General features: G+C 54.0%; 17 protein-coding genes. 8 read left to right on the plus strand and 9 right to left on the minus strand.

What is annotated here, in order from left to right; translation table 11 throughout:
• Positions 1 to 13: 13 nt before the first annotated feature.
• Positions 14 to 2008 carry an ATP-binding protein gene (locus AMM48_RS00695; protein WP_102782649.1) on the minus strand — a complete coding sequence of 665 codons (1995 nt, stop codon included), beginning with the start codon at positions 2006 to 2008 and terminating at the stop codon, positions 14 to 16.
• Between the two features lie 241 nt (positions 2009 to 2249).
• On the opposite strand from AMM48_RS00695, the gene AMM48_RS00700 reads away from it, so the two are divergent.
• Positions 2250 to 3245 carry a mitochondrial fission ELM1 family protein gene (locus AMM48_RS00700; RefSeq protein WP_102782524.1) on the plus strand — a complete coding sequence of 332 codons (996 nt, stop codon included), beginning with the start codon at positions 2250 to 2252 and terminating at the stop codon, positions 3243 to 3245.
• Positions 3246 to 3249: 4 nt separating this feature from the next.
• Here the strand turns inward: AMM48_RS00700 and AMM48_RS00705 are convergent, their stop codons facing one another.
• Complete coding sequence (locus tag AMM48_RS00705; protein WP_181951535.1) at positions 3250 to 4176, minus strand: LysR family transcriptional regulator; 927 nt, start codon at positions 4174 to 4176, stop codon at positions 3250 to 3252.
• Between the two features lie 159 nt (positions 4177 to 4335).
• Between AMM48_RS00705 and AMM48_RS00710 the strand changes: the two genes are divergently transcribed.
• Positions 4336 to 5517 (plus strand): MFS transporter, encoded by a 1182-nt coding sequence (locus tag AMM48_RS00710; RefSeq protein ID WP_102782526.1) that lies wholly within the window; start codon positions 4336 to 4338, stop codon positions 5515 to 5517.
• A gap of 117 nt (positions 5518 to 5634) precedes the next feature.
• The gene (locus tag AMM48_RS00715) at positions 5635 to 6567 is read left to right on the plus strand and encodes a DMT family transporter (protein ID WP_102782650.1); all 933 of its coding nucleotides are present in this window, start codon (positions 5635 to 5637) and stop codon (positions 6565 to 6567) included.
• Positions 6568 to 6641: 74 nt separating this feature from the next.
• On the opposite strand, the gene hemN is transcribed toward AMM48_RS00715, so the two are convergent.
• The 4 genes from hemN to AMM48_RS00735 form a co-directional block, all read right to left on the minus strand.
• Complete coding sequence (gene hemN / locus AMM48_RS00720) at positions 6642 to 7997, minus strand: oxygen-independent coproporphyrinogen III oxidase (protein WP_102782527.1); 1356 nt, start codon at positions 7995 to 7997, stop codon at positions 6642 to 6644.
• 70 nt (positions 7998 to 8067) lie between these two features.
• Positions 8068 to 8424, minus strand: a complete 357-nt coding sequence (locus tag AMM48_RS00725) for a DUF3088 domain-containing protein (protein WP_102782528.1) — start codon at positions 8422 to 8424, stop codon at positions 8068 to 8070.
• 61 nt (positions 8425 to 8485) lie between these two features.
• Positions 8486 to 8914, minus strand: a complete 429-nt coding sequence (locus AMM48_RS00730) for an HIT family protein (RefSeq protein ID WP_102782529.1) — start codon at positions 8912 to 8914, stop codon at positions 8486 to 8488.
• A gap of 109 nt (positions 8915 to 9023) precedes the next feature.
• Entirely contained in the window at positions 9024 to 10067 is a 1044-nt protein-coding gene (locus tag AMM48_RS00735) for an NAD-dependent epimerase/dehydratase family protein (RefSeq protein WP_102782530.1), read from the minus strand.
• 101 nt (positions 10068 to 10168) lie between these two features.
• On the opposite strand from AMM48_RS00735, the gene AMM48_RS00740 reads away from it, so the two are divergent.
• Together AMM48_RS00740 and AMM48_RS00745 are read left to right on the plus strand one after the other, a co-directional pair.
• Entirely contained in the window at positions 10169 to 11113 is a 945-nt protein-coding gene (locus tag AMM48_RS00740; protein ID WP_244271067.1) for a LysR family transcriptional regulator, read from the plus strand.
• Positions 11114 to 11276: 163 nt separating this feature from the next.
• Positions 11277 to 12566 carry an NAD(P)/FAD-dependent oxidoreductase gene (locus tag AMM48_RS00745; protein WP_102782532.1) on the plus strand — a complete coding sequence of 430 codons (1290 nt, stop codon included), beginning with the start codon at positions 11277 to 11279 and terminating at the stop codon, positions 12564 to 12566.
• Positions 12567 to 12589: 23 nt separating this feature from the next.
• Here the strand turns inward: AMM48_RS00745 and AMM48_RS00750 are convergent, their stop codons facing one another.
• Complete coding sequence (locus tag AMM48_RS00750; protein WP_102782533.1) at positions 12590 to 13279, minus strand: NAD(P)H-dependent oxidoreductase; 690 nt, start codon at positions 13277 to 13279, stop codon at positions 12590 to 12592.
• A gap of 123 nt (positions 13280 to 13402) precedes the next feature.
• Here AMM48_RS00750 and gcvA point away from each other — a divergent pair, with 123 nt between their 5' ends.
• Positions 13403 to 14311 carry a transcriptional regulator GcvA gene (gene gcvA, locus AMM48_RS00755; RefSeq protein WP_102782534.1) on the plus strand — a complete coding sequence of 303 codons (909 nt, stop codon included), beginning with the start codon at positions 13403 to 13405 and terminating at the stop codon, positions 14309 to 14311.
• A 67-nt stretch (positions 14312 to 14378) separates the two neighbouring features.
• On the plus strand, positions 14379 to 15170 hold the full coding sequence (gene otnI, locus AMM48_RS00760) for a 2-oxo-tetronate isomerase (protein WP_102782535.1): 792 nt from the start codon (positions 14379 to 14381) through the stop codon (positions 15168 to 15170).
• A gap of 21 nt (positions 15171 to 15191) precedes the next feature.
• Here otnI and AMM48_RS00765 read toward each other — a convergent pair whose 3' ends face one another.
• On the minus strand, positions 15192 to 16454 hold the full coding sequence (locus AMM48_RS00765) for a glycerate kinase (protein ID WP_102782536.1): 1263 nt from the start codon (positions 16452 to 16454) through the stop codon (positions 15192 to 15194).
• A gap of 60 nt (positions 16455 to 16514) precedes the next feature.
• Positions 16515 to 17264, minus strand: coding sequence for a FadR/GntR family transcriptional regulator (locus AMM48_RS00770; protein WP_102782537.1), 750 nt, complete (start codon positions 17262 to 17264; stop codon positions 16515 to 16517).
• Positions 17265 to 17581: 317 nt separating this feature from the next.
• On the opposite strand from AMM48_RS00770, the gene AMM48_RS00775 reads away from it, so the two are divergent.
• The gene (locus AMM48_RS00775) at positions 17582 to 18382 is read left to right on the plus strand and encodes an N-formylglutamate amidohydrolase (protein WP_102782538.1); all 801 of its coding nucleotides are present in this window, start codon (positions 17582 to 17584) and stop codon (positions 18380 to 18382) included.
• Position 18383: the final 1 nt, after the last annotated feature.

An 18383-nucleotide genomic window follows, 5' to 3' on the forward strand; every position in this document is an offset into this window, starting at 1 on the left:
AATGCGTGATCTGTTATGAACTCTCCGATTGATGCGGAGTTTCGATCTGTTTATCAGTCGAAGCGTTTTGCGTCGAGTGCCAGTTATCGCCACTGTCGGCGGTGACCGCATCGTAACGAAGTTCGATGATAAAGGATGCGCCGCCATTTGGGCGGTTTTTCGCACGAATGGTGCCGCCAAAGCTTCGGATGATGCCATAGCAGATCGACAACCCCAGCCCCAACCCGTCGCCGAATGGCTTGGTGGTGAAGAACGGATCAAACAGTTTGGGCAGATTTTCGGGCAGGATGCCGTGCCCATTGTCCTTGATGCTGACCAGCAGGCGGTCGTCGCCCTTGGTGATGTGGACTTCGATTTTTGCGTCTTCATCACTCGGGCAGGCATCAGCGGCATTATTGAGGATGTTGGTAAAGACCTGAATGAGCTGGTTTGGTTCTGCAATGACGGGTTTTAAGTCCGGGGCGTAGCTGAGCACGATGTTTGATGCGCCGGTGCGACCGGTTTCAAGTATCAGGTCAATGGCCTTTTGCATTTGTTCATGGACATCAACCGGCTGATTGTCCTGTTCGGGACGGCGGGCAAAGGTTTTAAGGTTGCTTGTGATCCGGCCCATGCGGTCGGTCAGTTCGGAAATGCGTTGCAGGTTTCGGTTGGCGGTGTCGCTGTTGCCGCGTGATATGAATTTAAGCGCATTTTCGGCATAACTGCGAATGGCAGTCAGCGGTTGATTGATTTCATGGGCGATGCCCGCCGACATCTGGCCAAGGGCGGCCAGTTTGCTGGTCTGGACCAATTCGGTTTGGGCGGATCGCAGGGCGTCTTCGGTACGTGACCGTTCATTGATTTCCTGTGCCAGACGCAAGTTGGTGCTCATAAGGTCGGCGGTGCGAAGGCGGACCTGACGTTCAAGTTCGCGTTGTGACCAGTCACGGATTTCAAGTTGTTCAAGCATCGTGCGACGGCGCTGCAAGATGATGAAAACCAGCCCGGCAAAGATGACGTGGGCGGCCCCGGCCATCAATCCGGCACTAAGGGTTGAGCGATCCAGAACCGACTTGTCGGTCAAAAGAAACATCCGCCATCCTTGCTTGGGAAGGGAGCTGCTGGTCGCGAGATATGTCGTCTTGCCTAGGTTGGTCTTTGTTGACGATGGTTCTGCTTTTTCCGCACGCTCCGTCGGTGGCAGGTCAGACAGGTCTTTGGAAATGGTCGACAACGTCAGAACAGAAAGCTCATCACCCTTGGGCCATTGCCCGTCGGTCAGAGGCATCAGGTCAAGTGGAGAATCACCATATTTACGCGATGCAATGATGCGCGGGCGATTTTTGGCGGGCAGGTCTTCGAGGGTGCGAAAGCGCCATTCCGGACGGGCAGATATGATGACGACGCCGTTTTCATCCGTGACAAGCACGCTTTCTCCACCCTTGGTCCAGCGTTGCAGCAATGTATCAAGGTGGGTTTTAACAACCATCGCCCCGTCAAACGTTACACCATCGGAGCGCACCGGATGGGAAATATAGTAGCCCGGAACGTTCGATGTGATACCAAAGGCAAAGTAATGGCCGGTTTCGCCACGGCGTGCTTGCTGAAAATAGGGCCGGAAGGAGAAATTCCGCCCGATAAAGGACGCGTCACTGTTCCAGTTGCTGGCCGCAATGGTCGTGCCATCACGATCCATGAAATAAATGTCGGATGCGCCACTGTCGGCAGCAAGTTTTTCCAAATAGACATTTACCTGTGCGGCATTGGCGGGATCGGCAAAGGTGGCAAGGTTGAGGATGCGGTTATCAGAAGCCAACGTGATCGGCAGATATTCGTGTTCCTTGATCGCGCCTTGAAGGTTGGAGCGATATAGTTCCAGTTTGTTGCGGCCATCCTGCGCGATATCGACAAGGCGGGTTTCGCGCCAGAACTCTGTCACAGTCCAAACCGTTACAGGCAGCAACAGTAGCAATATGCAAAGAACAGCACGCGATGTGCGTTTGACCGAGACTGATGTTCTTAGCATTTCCACCCATTCATTTTTACGATCATCCACCACTTAAGGATAGGTGTTTCCAGGGGATTAAATTACAAATTCATTTCAATTCCCAGATGAAATTTCACAAGTTCGGCCTGACGCTTGATAATCGCTTGATCAGATTGTACCTATCAAGGACGCGACTATGCCAGTCGGCACGGTTTGAAAGCAGGTTTGGCATGCGCCAAGATCAAAAAGCCGTTTACCGTATCAAGAAAGTTCCCCTTGAATGAGCGAACAAGACACACACCTGATTTGGGTTCTGGCCGATGATCGGGCCGGAAACATCAATCAGGCAATCGGCGTTGCCGAAGCGCTGGCACAGCCATTCAAGCGGGTTGATATCGAATATACCAAGCTGGCCCGGCTGCCCAACATCCTGCGTGGTGCGAGTTTGCTTGGTGTCGATGATGGAACGCGTGCGCGTTTGACCACACCTTGGCCCGATCTTGTCATTGCGGCCGGGCGCCGAACGGCCCCTGTTGCCCGCTGGATCAAAAAGCAAAGCCGCGGTCACACCCGAATTTGTCAGATCATGCGCCCGGACAGTGGGGAAAAGGACTTCGATCTGATTGCCGTTCCGGCCCATGACCAGATGCCTGCGCGTGAAAACGTTTTGGAAATCCCCGGTGCGCCGCATCGGATCACGGAAACGCGTCTTTTGATCGAAGCCGATAATTGGCGCAGCCATTTCAAAGGTTTGCCCGGTCCCCAGTTTGCCGTGATTGTTGGCGGCAGTTCAAAGAAAACGACGTTTACCGTAGACATGGCCGATGATCTGATCTCGCACGCAATTGATGCGGCGAAGGCTGTTGACGGTAGTCTTCTGGTGACGACAAGCCGACGCACCGGGCGCGAAAACGAACAACTGATTGCCGACCGGTTGGCGCAGTCGGGGATTTCGTATCATTTGCATGACTGGACATCGGATGCAGAAAATCCGTATTTCGGGTATCTCGCACTGGCCGATGTCTTGATCGTAACGGGTGATTCGGTTTCGATGTGTTGCGAAGCTGCGGCAGCACCGGGGGGCGTTTATATCTATGCGCCGCAAGGACTGGCGGCGATACGGCATCAACGGCTGCATCAGGCGTTATATGACGGGCAATATGCCCGACCGTTGCTTGATAGTACCGAACTCGTTCCGTTCAAACATCCATCGTTGCAGCCCGCACGCGCGGTTGCCCAGCGGTGTCTTGAATTGCTAAGTGCGCCGGTATCCTGATCCGTTAATCGGGTTGGCGCAGGCTGTTTCCCATCGGGTCGATGTGATCGACCAGAAAGTCGATAAAGGCGCGGATGCGCGTGGCAAGATGTTCGTGGCCGGCAAACATCGCATGAATGAGTTGTTCGTCCTGTGGCGTCCAGTCTGACAGGATTTCGACCAAATTCCCGGCCTTAATATCAGCCTGAATGTGGAAACGCCCCAGTCTGGCCAAGCCAAGCCCGGAAAGGCACATGCGCCGCATTGTCGGGCCGTTATCGCACATGAAATTCCCCGATATGGTGCGCTTGAGCCTGTCGCCTGTTTCGGGGCTGCGAAATGCCCATTCATTCAAGGGCAGGGGGAAGTTAAACCGCAGACAATTATGGTTCACAAGGTCGTCGGGATGATGTGGCAAACCGTGCTTGGCAATATAGTCGGGGGATGCCACGACCATGCGGTGGCTTTCGATCAGTTTGCGGGCCTTAAGCGATGAGTCGGGCAGTGCCCCTGACCGGATGGCGATATCGGCCCGTTCTTCGAGCAAATCAATAATTCCGTCGGTCAGTGAAAAATCCAGTTCGACGTTTGGATAGCGTTCCAGAAAGGCCGGGATCAGTGGCTGCACATACATCAGCCCGAAGGCAATCGACGCATTGACGCGCAAACGGCCACTTGGTGCGGCCTTGCCGCCACTGGCAACCGCACGTTCGGCATCGTCAATTTCATCAAGAACACGGCGCGCCCGCACCAGATACATGTCGCCTTCTGGCGTGAGTTGCAGACCCCGGGTGGACCGCACGATCAAGCGGGTCGACAATCGGTCTTCGATGCGGGTGACAAGCTTACTGACGGCGGATGGCGACAGATGCAGTTTGCGCCCGGCTTCGGAAAAGCTTTTGAGTTCAGCCACCCGGATGAAGGCTTCCATTTCCCCTGCGCGATTATCCAACTGATCCTCCATCTTTGAATTCAATTCAAAGGCATTTGTCGCGCATTCCCGATTATCGCGCAACCATTCCATCGTCATATTGGGCGGCAATGGACGGGGCCGAATGCCCCATCACTTTTTTAAGCCCGTAGCGTAGTGCGCGCGGGCCGGAGAATGAAAATGCCGCTTGCTTTATTTGCGTTGACGATTGCGGCCTATGCAATCGGGACAACGGAGTTTGTCGTTGTTGGTTTGTTGCCGACCGTGGCAAATGATCTTTCCATTACACTACCAATGGCCGGACTGATCGTCAGTGTTTATGCCCTTGGCGTGACGTTTGGCGCCCCTGTTTTAACCGCACTTACCGGACGGTTGCCGCGCAAAACCCTGATGCTTGGTCTGATGGGGGTGTTTGTTTTGGGCAATTGTGCCGCCGCACTCAGCCCGACTTATGAAATGCTGTTGGTGGCGCGGGTTGTTTCGGCCTTTGCCCATGGTGTGTTTTTCTCAATCGGCGCGACGATTGCCGCCGATCTGGTGCCGGAAAACCGACGTGCATCGGCAATTGCCATGATGTTCATGGGGTTAACGGTTGCGATTGTCACCGGCGTGCCATTGGGCACATTCATCGGTCAGTTGTTTGGCTGGCGTGCGACGTTCTGGGGGGTTGCATCGCTTGGCGTGATTTCCTTTGCCGCGATTGCCGTTTTGTTGCCATCCAACCTGACCCGTGCGGAACCTGCACGTTTGCTTGATCAGGTGCGTGTTTTGGGCAGTGGTCGTTTGTTGCTGGTGTTTGGCATGACGGCGTTTGGCTATGGCGGGACGTTTGTGACCTTTACTTATCTGTCCGCGGTTTTGCAGGACATTACCGGATTTAGCGAGGCATCGGTCAGTATGATACTGGTGTTTTACGGACTGGCGATTGCGGTGGGGAACCTTACGGGGGGTCGTATTGCAGACCGCAATCCGGTGCGTGCCTTAAGCGTGCTGTTTGCGTTGCAAGCGGCAACATTGGTTGTCTTTACCTTTACCGCCGTCTCGCCGGTTCTGGCTTTGGTGACTTTGGCGGCCCTTGGTTTCTTGCAATTTGCCAGTGTGCCGGGGCTTCAGGTTTATGTTGTGCAATTGGCAAAATTGCATCGTCCGGGCGGGGTTGATGTGGCATCGGCGCTAAACATTGCGGCGTTCAATCTTGGCATTGCCATCGGTGCATGGGTTGGCGGGCTGGTGGTTTCATCGTCGCTTGGCTTGTCGGCAACGCCGTGGGTGGCGGCCATTCTTGTTACCTTTGCAGTCGGGTTGACACGGATTAGTGGTGCGCTGGATCGTCGCGCTAGTTCGGTTCTGCAGGCCACATGATCGTTTTTCATCCCGCCCCATCTGGTGCACCAGATGGGGCGGGTGCCAGAAAGGCTTGTTTTAATTGCCGTTTTGGCGTTGTTTGTTCACGTGCCCCACAAAACAGGTTTTGTCCCGATGTCTGCGACCAATGGTGTGATGACTGCACCTGATCTTTTCCCACGCAAAACGGCGATCCTGCTGTTGGCGACTGTGGCGTGCTGTTTTGCCGCCAACCACGTTGCCGCGCGTCTTGCCTTTGAAAACGGGACGGGGTTGCTGTTGGCAGTCTTGTGCCGGTCCGGGGTGGCGTTACTGATCCTGATCGCAATTGTTGTTGGACAACGCCATTCCATTCGTCTGCCGAAAAGTTCGGTGCGCTGGCAGCTTCTTTTGGGTTTGATGATCACGATTCAAAGTCTGTGCCTATATTCGGCGGTTGCGCGCATTCCTGTTGCACTGGCGTTGCTGACGGCCAACAGTTTCCCTATCATTCTGGCCCTTCTGACGTGGGGTTTAGGGGGCGCGCGGCCAACACTGAAATCAACTGCGCTGATGCTGTTTATTCTGTCGGGGCTGGTCTTGGCACTTGATGTGCCCGGTAAACTCGATGGTGACGTTTCGGTCGGTGAAACCTGGTGGCAGGGGATTGCCTTTGCTCTGACGGCGGCGACCGCCTTGTCCGTGGCGTTTTGGGTGACCGATCATAAACTTGCGGCCTTGAACGGGTCTGTTCGGTCAATGTTCACCATGGTCGTTGTTTTCATTTCCATGATCATTGCTGGTCTTGGCGATGTTTTACCCGGTGGCATGGCGTTGCCTGATGCAAGCCCGGGCTGGTTCGGATTGGCGGCCTTGGTTTTGCTCTATGGCGGGGCGTTTTCGGTGTTGTTCATCACTGTGCCGCGTCTTGATATGGCGCGCAACGCGCCGGTGATGAATATGGAGCCGATTGCGACATTGCTGTTTGCCTGGGTGGTTCTTGGTCAAATGATCAGCCCGATCCAGATGGCAGGTGGCCTTGTCGTGATCAGCGGGATCGTGATCCTGAGTTTGCGCAAATCAGCCTGATTGTCGAGCATAGGTCAAAATGCAAAAAGAAAGAGGCCAGATGGCCCCTTTTGCAATGCTTATGAGTGGAAAACTCAGACCGCTTGTGAATGCCTGCTATGGGCATGATTGAGATAGGTATCAAACACGGCACAGACCGCACGGACCAGCGGGCGTCCCGTATTGGTCAGTTTAATGTGTGTACTGTTAACTTCCACGATGCAATCATTGGTCATTGCACGAATGCGATTGAGTTCTGGTGCAAATCTGTCGGCGGATGTGCCGTGTGCGCTACAGATTTTTGCGACATCCACTGACAGATTACACATCAGATCGTTGATGATGTCACGGCGCAGGCGGTCTTCGTTTGAAACGGCAACGCCTTTTTCAACCGCACACTCGCCGCCCTCAACCGCGCGCTGCCAGCGGGCCAGTGCCGGATCATTCTGAGCATAGCCTTGCGGCAGGGACGAAATGGCCGACGGACCAAACCCGATCAGGGCCTCGGCACGGTCAGTGGTATATCCTTGGAAATTACGGTGCAGTTTGCCTTTGTAAAGTGCGGTTGCCATCGGGTCGGCCTGATGGGCGAAATGGTCCAGACCGATTGCGACATAGCGGTGATAGGCCAGCCTGTTCTGGATTTCTTCATACTGTGCCCAGCGTTCCTGCGTATCTGGTAGGGTTTCGGTCGGGATCAGGTTTTGGTGCTTTTTCATCCATGGTACGTGGGCATAGCCAAATACCGACAGACGATCCGGGCAGAGTGTGGCGGTCTGATCGACGGTCTGGCGGATGGATTGAACGGTTTGATTGGGCAGGCCATACATCAGATCGACGTTGATGCCGCGAAGGCCGCGATGGCGCAATCCGGAAATGACGTCACGGACCAGATCATAACTTTGGACGCGGTTAACCGCACGCTGGACGTCGGCGTTGAAATCCTGAATGCCAATGCTTGCGCGGTTAAAACCGCATTCGATCATGGCATCCATTAAATCATCATTTGCCGTGCGCGGGTCCATTTCAATAGCGACTTCGGCCGTGGGTAGGATATCAACCTTTTTGCGGATAGCACCCATGATGGTCCGAAGATCATCGGCCTTAAGGATGGTCGGGCTGCCGCCGCCAAAATGAATGTGCGAGACCGTGAACCTGTGTGTCGGATCAAGCTTGCCCAGCGTGTTTTTGATCTCGGTCAGAAGGGCCGCGACGTAGGTGCCAACGGGTTTGTAATGCTTGGTGATTTTGGTGTTGCAGCCGCAGAACCAGCACATTTCCTCACAATAGGGGACATGCAGATATAGCGACAGCGGCTGAAGCGGATTTAACTCGCCAAGCCAGTTTGCAAACACTTTACCGTTTATGGCGTCATGAAAATGCGGTGCCGTTGGATAGCTGGTGTAGCGCGGCAGGCGCAGGTCGTATTTTTCATAAAGGGCAAGCTGCATAACGGACATCCCGGTTGGTGCGTTCTGTCCGTCTTTTGCATCATTCCAATGACGCGCGCCTTGATGTGCGTCAAGGATGGGGAACTGGAAAACCGTGCCGTTCGCTCAAGGCCTGCAAGATGGTGTCTTTGTCATCAATAAAAGCATGGCCATTGGCAACGCCGGTTTGCAGATCAGACGCATCACCCGACTTCAGGATCATCACCGGAAGAGATTGGTGGTCTTCCCCCAGAAGGTCGACAATTTCCGCGCGCGGACGCGGCCACGCAATGCGATGAACATCAAGGTCGCCGCACAGATCGGGAAAAGACGCCAGAACACCCTCGATCAGCGTGCAGTGCCAGCAATAAAATCGCTGTCCGGGCCATGCCGGGTCTTCAAAATCGGGTTTCAGGACAAAAATCGTATCACGCTCGATAACAGGCATGGGGCAGCGCCTTTTGATAGGGCGAGATGGTGCTTCGCCGCGTGGATATCGCAGCACTTTATCAGAGGTGCTTGAACGCCGAAATCAGATCGGCCCTAAGGGTGGCCAATCGTTCGCGGCCTTCGTCTTCTTCATAGGGTTTTGATTGTCCAACACCCCAGATCGGGCCAGGCCAGGCGGCATCATCCTTAAAGCGGGCAACCACATGGCAGTGGAGTTGTGGCACCATATTACCCAGCATAGCGACATTGGTTTTATGGGCATCAAACCGGCTTTTTAGAGCGGCTGAAACGGTGGCGGCTTCGTCGCCCAGCGTTTTGCGATCTTCCGGGCTGAGATCATCATAATCAACAAGATCAGGACGTTTAGGAACAAGAATGAGCCAAGGATAACGCGCATCATTCATCAACAAAACATGTGATAGCGGGCCATCTGTGACCAAGGTCGTATCAGCAGCAAGTTGGGGATGAAGCGAAAAGGCGTTGTTCATGTGGGGACCTCAATCTTAAGTCAAAAGGATGTGTTGTTATAACCTGCTCGGCCGGAAGTGTCTTCTCTTGCGTGGTGATATTTGGAAAGTGACCGGCATCAGGTCACTTTCATCCGACCATTCGAAGATGGGGTGATGTCGCGACCGTCTGATCGGGTCGCGTATTGTGCTCTTGATGGTCTTGCAGTGCCAGACAGCCCAAGGCATCAAGTGTCCGATGAACGGCGACATCAAGCGACGTATGGGGTTCGTTACCAAACAGTGCACGCAAACGATCATTGTGCATGCGGGCCGGGTTGCGCCAAAGGTAACGAATTTCCCAGGCTTCGCGGAAGAACGGAACAAATGGGCGCAGCAGGCCAATCATCGTCCATGGAAGGGATTTGACTGGAATATCGGGATTTCCAACCGCGCGTTTGATCGCAGCGATCATTTGTGTCCCGTCGTTGTCCCAATGTCCTTGCAGGTGAAATTGCACGAAGGATCCTAAGACATCGGATTGATCAAGAAGCCGGACAATCGTTTCGGCGACGTCGGGCAAATACGCCCATTGATGGCCCACGCCCGCGTTGCCCGGATAGGTGATTTCACGAACAGGTTGACCGGCCTTGACCAGACATTGGGAAAACCAGTTGTTGTTTGCGCCCGGTCCAAAAAAATCACCTGCGCGAACAATCAATCCTGTTGCGCCTGAATGAACAGCTCGGCGCATCCGCCGTTCCATTTCGACCCGAATAGCGCCTTTGCGGGTGTTCGGGAGCTGCGGGCTGGTTTCGGTCAGATTGGAAAGTTGGTCTTCATTGAAATTGTAAACCGTTCCGGGCAGGACAATGCGTGCCTTGTTTACGATGGCGGCCGCAATCGTGTTGTCAAGCATGGGCAAAACCAACTTGGACCAATTGCGGTAGCCCGGCGGATTAACGGCATGAATGATGACATCAACACCTCGGCTTGCATTTAACACGTCATCGCGGCACATGGCATTGCCGACGCGCCAGTCAATATCATCTGCATTGGATTGATCAGCCTTGGGGGGCGTTCGCACCAGTGCACGGACCTTCCATCCATGGTCATGAAGTGCGGTGGTAATGGCCGATCCGATGCCACCATTGGCACCAATGACAAGGGCGATACGGTTTGAAGTTCGGGTCATGATTTTGTCCTCCGTTAAGTGGGATGGACAAAGGGTACTGGTCATGTCGGTAAAACGGTATTCTATAAACTGGCATTTATGATATACATAAATGTATGGTAATGCATGAACCCAACTGGGACCTTTATCGGACGTTTCTTGCGGTGTTAGAGCATGGGTCTCTTTCGGCGGCGGCACGCGCGCTCGGCTTAACACAGCCGACGGTTGGACGACACATTGATGAATTGCAAGAGCAGTTGGGGATTGTGCTTTTCACCCGGTCGCAATCTGGTTTGGTGCCAACAGATACCGCCATTGGGTTACGTCCACACGCAGAAGCACTAAGATCAACGGCAAAGGCACTTCAACGTGCCGCAAGTGCCGAGAGAGGTGCCGTTCAAGGTACTGTGCGCATCACCGCAGCTGAGGTGGTCGGCATAGAGGTCTTGCCGCCCATCCTGACGGGTATTCGCAATTCATTTCCTGATCTTGAATTTGAGCTTGTGTTGTCAAACCGGGTGGAAAATTTGCTGCGACGCGATGCCGATATTGCGGTGCGTATGGTTGCACCAAATCAGGATGCCCTCATCGCGCAGAAGACCGGGACCGTTGAGATCGGGTTTTATGCGACGAGGGGATATCTTGCGCAATCTGGCTGGGCGGATTGTCATGATAAAATTGACTGGTCGGAGCTTATCAAACTTGATCTGATCGGTTTTGACACCAAGACAGCTGATATTCGATCAATTATTGAAAGAAATCAGCACCTTGGTAATGTGGAATTTGACATGCGTGTTGATAGCAATACCGCGCAGTTGGCGATGATGCGGGCGGGTTTCGGTGTTGCTCTTTGCCAGTCGCATCTGGCTGCACGAAGTGGCGATTGTGTACGTTTGATTCCAGAGTTTTCGGTCGGACTGGACACTTGGATAACCATGCATGAAGGCCTGCGCGATACATTGCGCTGCCGGATGGTGTTCGATGCCCTGGTTAGGGGAATGAAATCTTATGTGCGCGGTGGCTTAAAAGGTCTTTCAGTGCCGCCTGTTGGATCCTCGTACGACTGACAGGTGACGCATATGGTTTCATGCGAAGTTCAGGCGGCCTTATCCTTTTGCGGCAGTGGCTTGTGGTGCTGATCACACTGGTTTGCTTGCGATTTGATTGGTTTGCTCCTAGCTAACCACTGGGTTGGCTTTCATGCCTTACGCAGCAAAAGGAAACCTCAGTATGTCGGATCGAAAGCGCGTCGTTATCGTTGGGGCCGGATTTGGTGGCATGAGTGCGGCCAAAAAACTTGCTGGTAAAGATGTCGACGTCATTCTGATCGACAAACGCAATCATCACCTGTTTCAACCGTTGCTGTATCAGGTGGCAACGGCGGATTTGTCGCCGGCTGAAATTGCCTGGCCGATCCGCAGCATGTTCAGTAAATCGCCAAATGTTTCCGTTTTCATGGGTGAAGTTACCGGGATTGATTTGCCAAACCAGCGTGTTCTTTCCGGAGAACATGTTCTGGAATATGATTGCCTTGTCTTGGCGACCGGGGCGGTAACGTCCTATTTCGGCAATGATGACTGGGCGTCGGTGGCACCGGGTTTGAAGAATATTACCGAGGCGACCAACATCCGCAAAAGCCTTTTGATGGCGTTTGAGCGGGCGGAAAACAGTCAGGATGAGGATCAAAAACGCCGACTTTTGAATTTTATCGTTGTCGGTGGTGGTCCGACCGGTGTCGAAATGGCCGGGGCAATTGCCGAACTTGCCAAAAAGACACTGTCTGATGATTTTCGCCGAATTGATCCGCGTGACGCGCGCATCATTCTTGCCGAAGGTGGGCCAAGGTTGCTGGCTGCATTCCCCGAAGATTTGTCTGACTATACGCAAAAGTCGCTTGAAAGCATTGGGGTTGAAGTGCGCGTTGGGCAGGCTGTCACCGAGATTACCTCGCAAGGTGCGAAAATCGGCGATGAATTTATTCCCAGTGCCAATGTCATCTGGGGGGCCGGGGTCCAGGTTCCTGATTTGCAAGACTGGACGCAAAAACCTGCAGATCGTGGCGGGCGGATCATGGTTGAGGGGGACCTTTCGGTTCCGGGCCATTCACATGTTTTTGTCATCGGGGATGCTGCCCATGTTGCGTGGCGCGATGGTTTAACCGTGCCGGGCATTGCACCGGCGGCCAAGCAACAGGGAAAATACGTCGGGCAGCGTATTCTTGATCTGATGAACGGGCGGCAAACATCGCCGTTTAAATACAGTCACGCAGGCAACCTTGCGACGATTGGCCGACATCGCGCTGTTATGGACCTTAATGGCATCAAGCTAAGAGGATGGCTGGCCTGGTGGTTCTGGGGGCTGGCGCATATTTATTTTCTGATCGGGTTGCGCGCCCCGGCACTTGTCATGGTGCAATGGATGTGGAGTTACCTGTTTCGTAAAAAAGGTGCGCGCCTGATTACCGGGCAGGACAGGGAAAATGCGACGGCGGTTGTGCCGCCGCCGCAAAAGGAAACCTGAATGATTGTGTTTGGTCGCAAACATCAGGCGGCGTTCTCTGTTCTGTGTTTTGCGATCAAACGATCAACGATGTTGGCAACCTCGCCCTCGGCATCGGCGATGGATTGACGGGTCCGGTCATCGGCAAACTCGTCATACTCGATGGCCGTGCCGTATTGATCGGTGATCCCGATATATTCAAGCGGGGTGAAAAGAGCACCTTCGACAAAGTTCAGGTGCGCAATCCGGCCATCCGGGCCATAGCCGTAATCACCGCGCGATGACAGGGCAACGATGGATTTATTGCCCGTTACCATTGGCCAATAAGGAACACCGTCGCGCGTCCGGTCAAACCCAAAGGTACGACCCACCCGGACGATGTTATCAAGCCAGGCCTTCATCTGGGCGGGCATGCCGAAATTATACATTGGAACACCGGCAACAATAACGTCGGCACGCAGCAGTTCATCGACCAGTGTGTCGCTTTGGGCCAAGGCATCATGCATCCAGTCTTCGCGTTGTTCGGGTTTGGTGAATGCCGCATGGACCCAATCACCGGTGACGGGTTTGGGCGGGGATGCGCCAACATCGCGGTAAATAATTTCATCATCGGGGCGTTGGGTGCGCCACAGTTCGATGAATTTGGCACTCAGGCGGCGGCTGTGGGAACCGTGTTGCTTTTGGTCGGACCGGCCGGGGCGGGCGCTGCTGTCGATGTGCAAGATTGTGGTCATGATATCCTCCTAAGGATGATACTTGTTCATCCGTTTTTTTGTTCGATGACCAAGACTTGCCTTGTTTTGGATGTTTCGGCAAAATCGAATTCCTCAGTTCATGGATGAATTAGGTTCACCTATATGTCGTTGCCACCGCTTGCAGCACTGCGCGCCTTTGAGGCTGCCGCCCGTCATCAGAGTTTTAAAAAGGCTGCTGCTGAAATTGCCGTAACGCCAACAGCAATCAGTCATCAGATACGTCTGCTTGAGGAAACGCTTGGCATTCGTCTGTTTGATCGCAAGCCAAGGCAGGTTGTTTTGACCCCGGCGGGGCATGAGCTTTTTCCTGTTCTGCGTGATGGGTTTGCATCCTTTGCCTTGGCGATTGATCGTGTTGGGCAGCGCACGACGACCAGTAGTCTGACGGTGTCGGTTTTGCCGTCTTTTGCTGCCAAATGGCTGTTGCCGCGACTTCCGCGCTTTCAGGCCGAACATCCTGATATTCATTTGCGCTTGCATACCTCGCCCGAGGTGGCTGATCTGGCAAGCGGGGTTGTCGATGCTGCAATCCGTTATGGTGCCGGGCCGTACCGCGGACTTGTGGCGCAAACCATGTTTCAAGAACGTTTCGTGCCACTTTGCAGTCCGATGCTGGGTCTGAAACATCCCGAAGACCTGAAGGACTGTGCGCTTTTGCATCTCGATTGGCTAAGACCCGATGATCAGACTCCGACATGGGAACGCTGGGCCTTGGCAGCAGGGATCGGTGGCTTGAAGCTTTCGGGGGGATTTACATTTTCCGATGATGCCCATGCCATTCAGGCCGCCATCGCCGGTCAGGGCGTGGTTCTGGCCAGCCGTGAACTGGCACGCGCCGAACTAGACAGCGGGCTGCTCGTGCAGCCGTTTGGGCCGGTGATCGAAGGTCATACTTACAATCTGGTGCATACCGGACGTGGCGATCATCGGGCCGAAGTCGAGGTGTTTGGAACCTGGATTGCGGGCGAAATTGCCAGATCACGAGAACATTCAAACCCCGCAGGCGATTGATGATTGACCTAAAGGGTCGCATGCGAAACGATACAGTCTTGATATATAAAGCCATTAAAGGTGCGCTATGCCACGTTTCGCTGCCAATCTGTCGTTCTTGTTTGCTGATCTGCCGTTTGAGAAGCGATTTGCGGCGGCGGCGGCGGCGGGATTTGTCGGCGTGGAATATATCGGGGCTTATGATGTGCCGATGGCAACGGCAAAATCGCTTCTGACCGATAATGGCCTTGAACAGGTTTTATTTAATATGCCACTTGGCGACTGGGATGCCGGGGATCGTGGGCTGGCGTGCCGACCGGGCCGTGAAGATGAATTTCGTGACTCTGTGGTCAAGGGGCTTGATTATGCGGCTGCGACCAATTGCAAGATGCTTCATTGCATGGCCGGTGTCATGGGCAAGGACGAAGATGCCGGTGAAATTGCCCGGCTTTATTGCGACAACCTGCTCTATGCCGCCGATCTGGCCGATCAGGCCGGTGTTGACATCCTGATCGAACCGATCAATCCGATGGATATGCCGGGCTATTTGCTTAATTCGGTGGAGCAGGCGGCAGTTATTCTCAAACAGCTCGACCATCCACGTCTGGCATTGCAGTTTGATATCTATCACGCACAAATTGTCGGCGGGAACATCGCCGCCCGTCTTGACCAGTATTTTGAAATCACCCGTCATGTGCAGGTGGCTGGCGCGCCGGGCCGTCATGAACCCGACAGTGGGGAACTGAATTACCCGTTCCTGTTGTATCTATTGGATCGGATCGGGTATGACGGCTGGATCGGCTGCGAATACAAGCCACATGGCAAGACCGAAGACGGGCTGGGTTGGCTTCGGCCATGGATGCCAAAGCCGGGGATTTGATCGTTCTATTGGTCGCGGTGGTTACTCAATCAAAATAGCGCGGAAATCATTCACATTGGTCAGGGTCGGGCCGGTGACCAGCAGGTCGTCAATCTTGGCAAAGGCGCTATAGGCGTCGTTGTTGGCCAGATATTCGCGTAGATCAATTCCGGCATCTTGGCCCTTCTGCCAGCTTGTCGGATCAATGATCGCACCGGCGTTGTCTTCGCTGCCGTCAATACCATCGGTATCAATCGCAAGCGCGCTAAGGCCAGCTTGATCGCGAAACTGAATAAGCAGGGATAGCAAAAACTCACTGTTGCGTCCGCCGCGTCCACCTTTGCCGCGCACGGTGACCGTGGTCTCCCCACCCGAAAGCAGAACACAGGGCTTGGCGGCTGGTTGGCCGTGGTTGGCGACCTGATGGGCAATGCCCGCATGCATGATGGCGACTTCACGGGCTTCGCCTTCGATGGCGTCCCCAAGGATGACCGGGTTGAGGCCCAATTCGCGGGCGATCTTGGCGGCGGCCTCAAGACTGTCTTGCGGGCGGGCCAGCATCACGGTTTCATGCCCGTCAAAGCAGGCATCACCGGGCTTGACAGTTTCATGGGTGCTATTAGTCAGAAGATCCTTGGCAGCCGTTGGAATATCGATCTGATAATGGCGCAGGATATCAAGCGCATCCTTACCCGTTGTCGGGTCGGCAACCGTTGGGCCCGATGCAATGATCGCCGGATCATCACCGGGAACATCAGACACAAGATATGTCACCATGCGCGCCGGGGCGGATGCCTGTGCTAGTCTGCCGCCCTTGATCGCGGACAGATGTTTGCGCACGCAGTTCATTTCTGAAATGGTCGCACCACTGCGCAAAAGTGCCTTGCTGATCGATTGTTTGTCTTCGAGTGTCAAGCCCGGACCGGGCAGGGCCAGCAGGGCCGACCCGCCACCTGAAATCATGCAGACCACCAGATCATCTGGGCCAGCTTTTTTGACAATCTCAAGTATGCGTTCGGCGGCCTTTTGACCCGCCGCATCGGGGACCGGGTGGGATGCCTCAACAATTTCGATTTTCTCGCAGGCAACCGCGTGTCCATAGCGGGTGACAACCAATCCCTCAAGCGGGCCCTCCCACGCCTTTTCAAACGCGCGGGCCATATTGGCCGATGCCTTGCCGGCCCCAATGACAATGGTTTTGCCTTTTGGCTTTGCAGGCATGTTCAATGGGATTTGAACGGCTGGATCGGCTGCCTTTAACGCAGCGTCCATCATGGCCAAAAGTTTTTCGCGCGCGGTTGTCATGGTTTGGTTCCCTGAGTGGAGTTTTGGTCTGACCGTCTTTGGGCGGCGGTTTGAATATTGTCAGGTCGATTGTTTGTCTGATGCTGTTTTAAAGAAATCAAGGACCGCTTGCAGATGATTTGACATCGCCTTTTCCGCTGCATCAGGATCGCGTGCGGCAATGGCTTCGATGATGTCATGATGATGTTCCTGCACCATCCGGTCAAACGAGGGACCTGTCAGATTGTTAAACCGGATTTCCATCAAGGCAGCCTGCAACACATCGTGCAGCATTTTCATCACGTGATAATAAATGATCGACCCTGTGGCCCGACCGATCATCATATGCAAACGATGATCGTCATCGGCACGGTATTTGGGCGCACGGCGCGGATCATGGGCCTGGCGGTAGGCTATACGCAGCAACTTGATGTCTTCGTCACTGGCATTGACCGCAGCCCGCCTAGCCGCCCATGTTTCCAGCGTGCAGCGTATTTCTTGCAGATCACGCAGGTTGCTGATGGAATCGCGCACAAGATCGGTCATGGCGGTATCCATGTCGATCCCGGTCGATGACAGGATTTCCGTGCCGCCGCCTTGAACCGCGCGCAGATAGCCACGGGTTTTCAGCTTTTGCAGGGCCGCACGCACCGAAACGCGACTGACTTTCATGGTTTCAGCCAGTTGGCGTTCACCCGGAAGCCGGTCACCGGGCAGGAAAATACCGTCTGAAATCTTTTCAAGCAGCTGGTCTGCGACCTGATCGGCAATCCGTTTGGGGCGTTTCGTTTCCTGATCGTCCGGGGCCGGGGGCATTTTGGCAGACGGCATTTTGAGGTTTCTCCAGTCGCGATTTATCAGCCGATGCTGTCACGAAATCTTATCGTATTTTTATAAATGGTCATACCACTTTAGGGGATGTTTAGGGCGGACGCAAAGCACGATACGCTCAAGACGCATTGTTGTGCCAAGGCTCATTGATAATGACCCTTGGTCGTCATGACAGATCGGCTTGCATGAGCTTGTCTGAGCGTCGATAAATTGATACTTCAACAGGTGCAAACCGACACAACATGCCTGCCCCATGACAGGCATGTTTGACGATGTCCCGGTTTGCTGTTCCGTTACTGACTTTCAGGAGAATACGCGTGCGTCACCATGCAGGGCCTCTTTTGGGCCAAGATGATCCAGCCCCGTTTGAAATTTTGAACGCAAACGGAAAAGGACATTCGCTTTTTGTCTGCGACCATGCATCGCGTGAAATTCCACAAAGTCTTGGTACGCTTGGCTTGCCGGAAGAGGAACGCAAACGTCATATCGGATGGGACATCGGGGCACGAAAAGTAACCGAAATTCTGATCGGCCGGTTTGATTGCCCGGCTGTTCTGGGGGGATATTCGCGGTTGGTGATTGATTGTAATCGCCAACTTTGGGATCCGACCGGGATGCCTGAAATTGCTGATCAGACCGTGGTGCCGGGCAACAAAAACGTGTCACCCACAGAACATATGAAACGGATCCGCGAGATTTTCCTGCCGTATCATTGGGCGATTGAAGAACAGATTGCCAATTTCCACGCCCATAAAATTGTTCCAGCTTTGATCGCAATCCACAGTTTCACACCGGTGTTTCAAGAGTTTGAACGCCCTTGGGAGCTTGGCATTCTTTGGGATCAGGATGATCGTATTCCAGTTCCGCTACTGGCCAAGCTGCGCGAACAGAATCCGGGTCTGACCATCGGTGACAATGAACCCTATTCCGGGCAGCAAATGGCCGATTATACCATTGATCATCATGGTGAAGCCGGTGGTTTGCCCTGTGTGTCGATTGAAATCCGTCAGGATCTGATTGATACTGATGAAGGATGCGACAAATGGGCAAAAATTCTTGGCGACGCGTTTGTCGATATTCTTGCCGATCCGAACCTTTATAAGATCAGGAGAGACTGAT

It is taken from the genome of Thalassospira sp. GB04J01, from assembly GCF_000751115.1.
GTDB lineage: Bacteria > Pseudomonadota > Alphaproteobacteria > Rhodospirillales > Thalassospiraceae > Thalassospira > Thalassospira lucentensis.